This window comes from Kitasatospora sp. NPDC059973, from assembly GCF_042737525.1.
Lineage (GTDB): Bacteria > Actinomycetota > Actinomycetes > Streptomycetales > Streptomycetaceae > Kitasatospora.
This window is the reverse complement of record NZ_JBHWUI010000241.1, coordinates 1-9114: the sequence shown is the minus strand read 5'-3', so window position 1 is coordinate 9114 and position 9114 is coordinate 1. Positions and strand designations below refer to the sequence as shown.

Genomic DNA, 9114 nt, shown 5'->3' with positions numbered 1-9114 from the left:
GTCGTGGCCCGGGCCGCCGTGGGCCACGCGGTCCGGCAGGACTAGGACGACCTGCCCGCGGGAGAGGCCGTGCCGCCCGGCGGGGGCGCCCAGCGCGGCGACCGCGGCGGGGCGGGGCGGCACCTCGTGCGGCGCCCGGTCGTCGGGCCGGCCGGCCGGTCGGTCCGGGGTGGGGGCGGTGCGCGGGGCGAGGCGGACGCGCAGGTCCTGGGCCTGGACGGTCGTCCAGACCACCTCGCGGGCCCGGGATCCGGCCACCGCCGTCGGCCGCCAGCGGCGCAGGATCGCGGCGGCGGCCACGGTCAGCTCCGCCCAGGCGAACGCCTCGCCGATGCACTTGTGCTTGCCCGCGCCGAACGGCAGGAACGCCTGCCGCCCGGCGGTCGCGGCCGCGCCGCCCTCGCGCCAGCGGCCGGGGTGGAAGCGCAGCGGCTCCGGGTAGAGGTGCGGGTCGCGGTGCAGCGCGGTGAGGCTGTACAGCAGCTCGGTGCCGGCCGGGATCCGGTACGGGCCGAGTTCGACCGGGACGGTCGCCGTCCGCATCAGGAAGGCGTTCGGCGCGTGCAGCCGGACCACCTCCTGGATGACGCTGCGGGTGTAGCCGAGCCGGGCGAGCGCCTCGGGGGTCGGGACGGTGCCCGCCGGGAGGTGTTCGTCCAGCTCGGCCAGCACGCGGGCCTCCACCCCGGGGTGGCGCAGCAGTTCGTCGAGCAGCCAGGTGAGCGTGGTGGAGACGGTCTCGGTGCCCGCGCCAAACATGGTGATCGCCTCCGACCGGACGTCGGCCTCGGTGAGCGGCCGGCCGGTGGCGGGGTCGGTGGCCGCGCGCAGCAGCGCGGGGAGGGTGCGGTCCGCCGGGCCGGAGGGCCGCCCGCCGCCCGCGGAACCGCCGAACGGGCAGCCGCCCGCCGGCGCGCCGCCGGGCCGGGTACTGCCGTCGACGGCCTGGTCGACGACCTGGTTCAGCACCCGGACGGCGGCGTCGAACCGCCGGTTGACCGGCAGCGGCAGCCGGGCGAACGCCGGGTGCGGGTACAGCGACTGGACGATCTGGCCCTTCACCATGTCGGGCAGCGCCCGGTGGAAGGCGAGCGTGGCGTCCTCGCTCAGCCGGGCGTCGAACAGCGTGCTGGTGACGATCTCCAGCGCGAGGTGGTTCATCTCCTTCGCGACGTCGAGGACCTGGCCCTCCCGCCAGCTCCCGGCCCGCTCCTCGGCGACCCGGTGCATCACCGCGAGGTACTCGGCCGTCCGCTCCGGGCCGAAGGCGGGCTGGACGGTCCGGCGGCGGTCGCGGTGCGCCTGGCCCTCGGACATCAGCAGGCCGTCGCCGAACGCCGTCCTGAGGGTGTCCTGGACGGCGCCGCGCGGGCAGTCGTACGCGCGCGCGACCAGCAGGGTGTGGACCAGGCCGGCGTCGGTGACGACGCAGACGGTGCGCGGGCCGAGCCGGATCCGCACCACGCCGCCGTGGCGGGCGAGCGAGCCGAGGAAGCCGAGCGGGTCGCGCAGCAGGGCGGGGGCGTGGCCGAGGCCGGGCAGCGCGCCCGGCGCGAGCGGGGGAGGCGCTGCGGGGGTTCTCCGTGGGGTGCTTCTGGGGGGAACGGTCGATCTCCGAGTCTCAGTCGTCAGGACCATGACATTACCTCTCACCAGATGAACCGTCGCGGCGGCACCGCCGGTGTCGTCGCCGCGACCGGGGGAAACCGGGGGCTCCGCGGAGCGGACCCCGCGCGCACCACTGCCAGAGGGCGCACGACATGGGAAACGCGCCGGTCCGGCGGGCGTTGCGCCGTACTCCGGTGGATCACCCCATCGGTGGAGCGCGCGGCGTGCGGCCCGCGAGCGGCGCCCCGGCTGCCGGGGGCACGGCGGAGGCGCGTGACGGGGACCCCCGGAGGCCCGTGCGGCCGGTCCGGTGCGGTCCGGTGCGGCCGGGCCCGGCCCGGTCGTCCGGCCCGGGCCGGGTGGTCCCGGGCCGCCGCACAGACCAGGTCTTTCGGCCCTCGGCGGGAGGGCCCCGGGCGGTCCAGCATGGTCCCGGACCGAGGAGGACCTGATGACCCGTCCGCACCACCCGCCGGCCCCCGACCTGCGGGTGGAGATCCGCGGCGAACTGCCGCGCGCGGATGCCGAGTACGCGCGGGCGAGGGCACTGGGGCTGGGCACGGCCCTCGGGCCGGGCGCGCACGCGGTCCGGATCCGGCTCACCCGGCTGCGCCACCGCTCGCTCACCCGGCCGGTCGTGGCGCAGGCCGCCGTCGAGCTGGACGGTGTCGGCCCGGTCCGGGTGCAACTGGCCGCCGCGACCGGGACCGAGGCGGTGGACGTCGCGCTCGGCACGCTGGCCGGGCGCGCCACGCGGCTGGGCGAGCAGGGGGAGATCGGACTCGCCGCGGTGTACGAGAGCGCCTACCGGCCGCAGTACGCGCCGCGCCCGCTGGCCGAACGGCAGCTCGTCCGGCGGAAATCGGTCACGCCGGCCCGCTGCACCCCCGACGAGGCCGCCCGCGCGATGCTGGCCCTGGACCACCGCTTCCACCTCTTCGTCGACGCGCTCACCGGCCAGGACGCCGTCGTCCACCGCGGTGCGGTGAGCGGCGGCCTCCGGGTGGTGCGCGCCCACGCCGGCGTGCGCGCCGGCGGCTCCGGGCTCCTCACGACCGAAAGCCCGCGTCCCGCGCCCACGTCGGACCTGGCCGAGGCGGCCCGCCGGCTCTGGCTCACCGGTCGGCCGTTCGTCTTCCACACCGATCCCGGCGATGCGCGGGGGCGGGTGCTCTACCGCCGCTACGACGGCCACTACGGCTTGATCACGGCGGTAGCGCGGGCCTGCTGAGGGGCAGGTATCGGACGGCACCGGTCGCCCGGGGCGACCCCGGCCGGCCCGGTACCGCAGGACGCGGGACGCTGGACGCGGGAGGCAAAGCGCAGGACGCAGGACGAACGAGGCGAGACGCAGCACGCAGGACGCAGGACGGCCCGCCCCGAACGAGTGACGAGCAGACGAGCACCCGACCGACCGGCACACCCCTAGCGCAAGACGGGAACTGGGACCATGGACTGCGAAGAAGTCATGCTGACCGTCCGGATCTCCGCGGCCGAGCGGGCCCTGCTGCGCGCACTGGCCCGCGGCCACCGCGGTGACGTGTCGGAGGTCGCGGTGGACGGCCTGCTGGACGTCATCCCCGCCCTGCACGACGACGCGGGCGTGCCGGGGCTGTTGCGCGTTCTCGCCCGGCCCGCGCCCTGCGCCGTCACCCTCTGGCTGCCCCTGCCGGTCGCGGACCTGCTCCCGCTGGTCGGTGAGCGGGTCACCCGGGCCGCCGGGCTGCCGGTCGGCCCCGCCAGTGCGGCGCTGGCGGCCGGGCTGCGGCTCTGGTTGGCGGGTGACCCGGACCGCCTGGCGGCCTCCCTCGCCGCCATGCACGCGCAGGGTGTCCACTCCTACGGCGTGGGACACCTGGGCGTCGCGGCCTGAGCAGCCCTGAGCAGCCCTGAGCAGCCCCGAGCCGCCCCGAGCCGCCCTGAGCCGCCCTGAGCAGCCCCGAGCCCGTGCCCTTCGTGCGGCGGCCGCGGTTGTCGTACCCCTCTGGTACTCCTGACGGCATGACGGAACACGCCTCGGCCGCCGACCTCGCCCTGCTGCGCGCCGCGTTCGGTGCCGACCGGGCCGGGTCGGCCGTGCGGACACCACCACTCGGCCGCGGCGGGGTGCGCGCCTTCGAGGCCGAGCACGGCATCGTGCTGCCCGAGCCGTACCGGACGTTCGTGGCCGAGATCTGTGACGGCTTTTCGGACGGCCCGCCGCACCACGGGCTGATACCGGCCGCCGCGCTCCCGGCCGACTGGGGCGCCGGCCGTCCCGGGCAGGTCCTCGCCGAGCCGTTCCCGCTGTCGGCCGCCTGGCTGTGGGACGACGATCCACGGCCCGAGGAGGAGGTCGAGGCGCTCCTGGAGCGGGTCTTCCACCACGGCTCGATCGTGCTGGGCACCGACGGCTGCGGGATGTACTGGCACCTGGTGGTCTCCGGCCCCCGGCGCGGCGAGATCTGGCTGATCACGGGTGAGGGCGCCGTCCCCTACGGCGCCCCGGACGGCGGGTCGGCGGGGGAGCCGGGCTTCGCGGGCTGGGTCGCGCGCTGGGCGGCGGGCCTGCCGTGGTGGTCGGAGTGACAGCAGGGGCCGGGCGGGCCTGCCGGGGCGGTCCGAATGGCATGTCTTGGGCGGGAAGTTGGCTGGTCGGAGTTCTGGTCACGGCGCCGGCTCAGGTCTAGCATTCCGGTCACGGCAGCCGTGGTCCGGGCATTCGGACCAGCCGGCCGGGTGGCTCCGCCACCTCATGCCGGGGAGCGCGTACCCCCCGAGCGCGCTTCCCGGCGCCGCCGGCCGACCGTCGGCGGGGCCGTCGGCGACCGGGGCCGGGCGGTCGGTACGGGCCGGTCAGAACAGATCGGTCGGTACGGGCCGGTCGGTACGGGCCGGTCAGTACGGGCCGGTCAGTTCGGCCACCCGCGGGAACCGGGCGATCGCCTCGCCGAGGGTCGGTGGGACGGTCCGGCGGGGCCGCAGCGTGGCGAGGGCCACCGCGGGCGAGGTCAGCCGGCCGGCGGGGGCGGCGAGCGAGAAGACGTCGAAGTAGGCCGCCGAGACGGCCGGGTCGGTGAGGGCGGCGCGCAGCAGCCGCTCGGTGTACCAGCGGCCGAGCCGCGCGGTCGGCCGCTGGGCGGGAGGTTCGTTCGACCGTGCGCCGGGGAAGCCCCGGTCCTGCTCCTCGGCCATCTTCCACGGGGTGTCGACGGCGCGGGCGATCCGCCGCTGCACGGTGGCGCTGACGTGCGGGTGGAGCCCTTCGGCGTCGAGGGTGGTCCGGATGGCGACGGCGCACTGCGCGGCGACGGCCATGCCGTGGCCGTAGACCGGGTTGAGGGCGGCCAGTGCGTCGCCCGTCGCGGCGAACCCCGCGGGTGTCCCGCTCTCGTAGCAGCGGCGGCGGTTCAGCGTGCCGCGACACGTGCGGATCGGGCCGACGGGGCGGGCGGCGCGGGCCAGGTCGTGCACGACCGGGTGGGTGAGGCCCTTGAGGAAGGTGTGGAACTCGGCCTCGGTGCGGGAGGGTTCGCCGGCCCGGGTGCCGGAGAGGGTGATGATCCAGCGGTCGTTCTCGATGGGGACGACGGTGGCGCCGCGCCCGGGTGTCCGCCGGCCGGGGACGGGGACGATGCTGACGACGGGGAAGCCCTGGTTGCCGCGCGGCGCGTCGAACAGGCGGGCGGCATAGGCGAGCCCGGCGTCCACGGTGACCTCCCGCGGACCTGCCGAGCCGAGTGCGCGCAGCCAGCGCGGGGCCTGGGAGCGGCGGCCGGTCGCGTCCACGACCAGGTCGGCCGGGAGGGTCTCGCGCGATCCGTCCGGGTTCCGCACCAGCGCCCCGCGGACCTGGGCCGCGTCGCCCGTCAGGCCGAGGACGGAGGTGCCCTCGCGGATCGTGACGGCGGCCCGGCCGCGCAGCCGCTGCCGGACGATGTGGTCGAGCAGGTGCCGGCTGCAGGCGATCAGATAGGCGGTCGACTCGAAGGCCTGGAGCCAGCCCGGGCCGAGGCGCATCAGCATGCCGGAGGGCATCGGCCGGCGGTGCGCTCCGGCGGCCAGCAGCGCGTCGACGGTTCCCGGCAGCAGCGCGTCCAGGGCGTCGGCTCCGCCACCGAGCAGGATGTGGCTGAAGTCGCCCTGCGGTAACCCCCGGCGCGGGTGCGGCCCGTCGGGGAGGGTGTCCTGCTCGACGACGGTGACGCGGCGGGCGTGCGGTTCGAGGGCCGCGGCGGCCAGGAGTCCGGCGAGTCCGCCGCCGAGCACGACGGCGGTGCTCACCGCGCTCCGGCGGAGCGGTCGGACGCGCGGTGGTCGAACAAGCGGTGGGTGGGCGTGCGGTGGGCGGTGAGACGCTCGGAGCCGGGGCGCGCCGAGCCGCGGTGGGCCGTCGGGGGTGGGGCGTCCGGCGGGTCGTGCGGGAGTGGCACCAGGTGCCCGACGGGCGGCCGGGGGATCATCGAGGAGCCTCCGTGCGGTAGCGGACGGCGGGGCCGCCCGGTGGACGAGGGCGCGGACGAACGGGTTCCGCTCGTGTACGAACTCCGTTTCGGGGGAGCCGACTTCGCGAAGCCGCGAGGGATGTGCCGGCGGGGTGGGGCGCCCGGGCAGCCCGTGGCGGTGGCACCGGTGACGGCCGGACGGGCGTCCGCCCCGACCCCCCGGCCGGAGCCCGGCGAACCCGGCTCCATGCCCCCACCCCCGCTCTTCGATCCCCGGTCCCCGGCCGCCGGTCACCGGACTCCGGCGGTCACCGGTCATCGGCCACCGGTCGGTCGGCTGAGGAAGCCCATTCTGGCCAGCGGCCGCAACTGTTCAAAGGACAACCTTCGTTCTTCCCTCGCACGGGTGACCACGGCCCCGGGTGAACGGCGCTCACGCGGGCGACCGGACCGGTCGGGGCGGGGCCGTCCGGGAACCGGTGCGGTGCGGGCCGGGCGGCCCCACCGCCGGCCCGTGCCGAGGGGTTCGCCGCGTGCTCGGTGGGCCCGTTCGCGCGCCGGTTCGAAGCCATCCGCAGATCTGCGCGAGTTTCGAAAGGAGGTTTCTGTTATCCGGCCCGGTCGGCCGTGATCTCCCTGGTGTCGGACGGTCCGGCCGCCGCGAGCAGCGGCAGGCGGACCGTCACACCGAGGAGAGGAGACGAACACATGGGAGACCGGAGCAGCGAGCGCCGGAGTACCGAGCGGCGTCGCCGCCGGAGCGGCAGGCCCGGGCGCCGGACGGCGCTCCTGGCCGCAGCCGTGGTGGCCGGGCTGGTCGCGGGCGCACTGGGGATCCAGACCGCGTTCGAGCCGGCCGCGGACCGCAGCGTGTCGGTGGCGGCCGACGCCGCGGCCGACCGGGCGGCGGGTGGCATGGCCGGAGTGGTCGCCGACGGCGACGACCCGGGGGAGACCGGCACCGCCGAGGGGGCCACCCAGGCGCCCGCTCCGCAGCGGGAGAAGAAGGCCGCCCCACTGCAGGAGATACCCAAGGACCAGCCGGAGCGCGGTCTCGTCTACGCCGGTCTGGCCCTGCCGAGCGGCGACCGGTGCGCCGGCTCGCTGGAGGTCTCGGGCGGCCAGCTCTGCAGCCACGGGCCGGACGCGCCGCCCAAGGACGTGGACATCCGCAAGGACATCCCGCCGGTGGCCGCCGCGGCCGACCGGGCACCGGTGCTCACCCCGGCCCCGGACGCCCAACCGCCCGCCGCCGCCGACCTGTTGAAGGGTGCGGCGCCCGTCCTGGACGCCGGGCAGAAGGCCCTGCTGGGTGACGCCGCCGCCGGAGCGCCCGCGCCCCAGCAGGCCGCGGCCGCCGCCGGCTCCGCGCTCGTCTGCGAGGGCGACGGCAGCACCGGCAACCGGGTCCAGGCGGTGTACGTCCACGCCCCCGGCAACGACCGGTTCGCCCAGTACCTGGCCTCGTTCAAGAAGTGGGCCGCGGACGTCGACGTCATCTACAACGCCAGCGCCCAGGAGACCGGCGGCGTGCGGCACGTCCGCTTCGTCACCGAACCCGACTGCACCGCCTCGGTGCTGAACGTGCAGATCTCGGACTCCGAGATCAAGGACTTCAACGCGAGCAACCGCGCGCTCGCGGCACAGGGGTTCAACCGCAAGGACCGCAAGTACATGATGTTCACCGACGCCAAGGTCTACTGCGGCATCGGCACCTTCGCGGGCGACGAGCGCCCCGGGCAGGACAACCTGAGCAACTTCGGCCCGTCCTACGGCCGGACCGACTCCGGCTGCTGGGGCGGCTCCACGGCGGCGCACGAACTCGGCCACAACCTGGGTGCGGTGAGCAACAGCGCACCCAACTCCAGCAAGGGCGGCCACTGCGTCGACGAGTGGGACCTGATGTGCTACTCGGACACCCCGTACTACCCGGCGATGAAGACGGTCTGCCCGGACAACGCCAGTGACAACCGGCTCGACTGCCACCACGACGACTACTACAACACCGCTCCCGCGCCGGGCAGTTACCTGGCCACGCACTGGAACGTCGCCAACAACCGGTTCCTGATCCCCGGGGGCGGCACCGGCCCGAACCCCAACCCGAGCCCCACCGCCACCCCGACGGCCACGCCGACCCGGACCACCACGCCGAGCCCGACCGGCACGCCGACCAAGACGCCGGCGCCGACCCCGACCGGGAGCCCGACGGCGACCACCACCCCGTCGCCCACCGGTACGCCGACCCGGACCGCCTCGCCCACGCCGACCCCGACCGCCACGCCCACCGGTGGCACCGCACCTGATGTGACGGCCAGTCAGCTCACTCAGAACTCGGTCATGCTGAGCTGGACGGCTGTGCCGGCGGCCGCCGGGTACGACGTCCTGCTGAACGGCCAGACCATCGGCACCGTCCGCTCCACCGTCGTCGGTGTCGTCGGGCTGGCGCCCAACACCTCGTACACCGTCGCCGTCGCCGTCCGCGACAGCGCGGGCAGCGTCTCCAAGCCCGGTCGCGCCGCCACCTTCCGCACCCTCGCCGACGCCGGCCAGCCGCAGCCGGGCACCCGCTACACGATGGTCAACGGGCTGACCGGTCAGGCCGCCGACCTCTGGGGCAGCTCGCTCAACGACGGCACGGTGGCCATCGCGTACCAGCGCACCGGCTACGCCAACCAGAAGTGGAGCTTCGAGGACGCCGGTTCGGGCACCGTGCGGATCAAGTCGGCGCGTTCCGACAAGTGCCTCCAGCTGGGCGGCACCCCGGTGGCCGGCCAGTACCTCGCGCAGCAGCCCTGCTCCGACTCCGGCGCGCAGAAGTGGCGGCTCACCCAGTCGGGCGGTGGGGTCACCCTGACGGCCGAGGGTTCGAGCCTCGTCCTCGGGGCCAGCAGCCGCTGGTACTACGGCGGTTGGCTGCTGGAGCTGCAGAAGCCCAACGGTCAGGCCTACCAGTCCTGGACGCTCCAGAAGACCAGCTGACGGCGGCCCCGCCGAGGACCGTCCGACGGCGGGTCGCCCCGCCGTACCCGTTCCCCCGCCCGTCCCGATGACCCCGGGTGCGGCCGCCACCGCTCGACAGCGG

At 76.0% G+C, this 9114-nt stretch carries 6 protein-coding genes; 4 read left to right on the top strand and 2 right to left on the bottom strand.

Annotated elements, in window-relative coordinates:
* Positions 1-1638: cytochrome P450 (locus ACFWA9_RS36330; protein WP_380393345.1), on the bottom strand; the 1638-nt coding region annotated here is incomplete at its 3' end.
* A gap of 421 nt (positions 1639-2059) precedes the next feature.
* On the opposite strand from ACFWA9_RS36330, the gene ACFWA9_RS36325 reads away from it, so the two are divergent.
* The 3 genes from ACFWA9_RS36325 (at position 2060) to ACFWA9_RS36315 (ending at position 4176) form a co-directional block, all read left to right on the top strand.
* A complete protein-coding gene (locus tag ACFWA9_RS36325; RefSeq protein WP_380393342.1) occupies positions 2060-2839 on the top strand; it encodes a sigma 54 modulation/S30EA ribosomal C-terminal domain-containing protein in 780 nt (259 codons plus the stop codon).
* 219 nt (positions 2840-3058) lie between these two features.
* The gene (locus ACFWA9_RS36320; protein ID WP_329491251.1) at positions 3059-3481 is read left to right on the top strand and encodes a hypothetical protein; all 423 of its coding nucleotides are present in this window, start codon (positions 3059-3061) and stop codon (positions 3479-3481) included.
* Positions 3482-3609: 128 nt separating this feature from the next.
* A complete protein-coding gene (locus ACFWA9_RS36315; RefSeq protein WP_380393339.1) occupies positions 3610-4176 on the top strand; it encodes an SMI1/KNR4 family protein in 567 nt (188 codons plus the stop codon).
* Positions 4177-4485: 309 nt separating this feature from the next.
* Here ACFWA9_RS36315 and ACFWA9_RS36310 read toward each other — a convergent pair whose 3' ends face one another.
* Entirely contained in the window at positions 4486-5871 is a 1386-nt protein-coding gene (locus tag ACFWA9_RS36310; protein ID WP_380393336.1) for an NAD(P)/FAD-dependent oxidoreductase, read from the bottom strand.
* A gap of 869 nt (positions 5872-6740) precedes the next feature.
* Here ACFWA9_RS36310 and ACFWA9_RS36305 point away from each other — a divergent pair.
* Complete coding sequence (locus tag ACFWA9_RS36305) at positions 6741-9011, top strand: RICIN domain-containing protein (protein ID WP_380393333.1); 2271 nt, start codon at positions 6741-6743, stop codon at positions 9009-9011.
* Positions 9012-9114 lie beyond the last annotated feature (103 nt).

What these genes read in the sequence shown, in the direction of transcription:
- ACFWA9_RS36305 (WP_380393333.1), top strand. Translation starts at nt 6,741, where the DNA reads ATGGGAGACCGGAGCAGCGAGCGCCGGAGTACCGAGCGGCGTCGCCGC.
- ACFWA9_RS36325 (WP_380393342.1), top strand. Translation starts at nt 2,060, where the DNA reads ATGACCCGTCCGCACCACCCGCCGGCCCCCGACCTGCGGGTGGAGATC.
- ACFWA9_RS36320 (WP_329491251.1), top strand. Translation starts at nt 3,059, where the DNA reads ATGGACTGCGAAGAAGTCATGCTGACCGTCCGGATCTCCGCGGCCGAG.
- ACFWA9_RS36315 (WP_380393339.1), top strand. Translation starts at nt 3,610, where the DNA reads ATGACGGAACACGCCTCGGCCGCCGACCTCGCCCTGCTGCGCGCCGCG.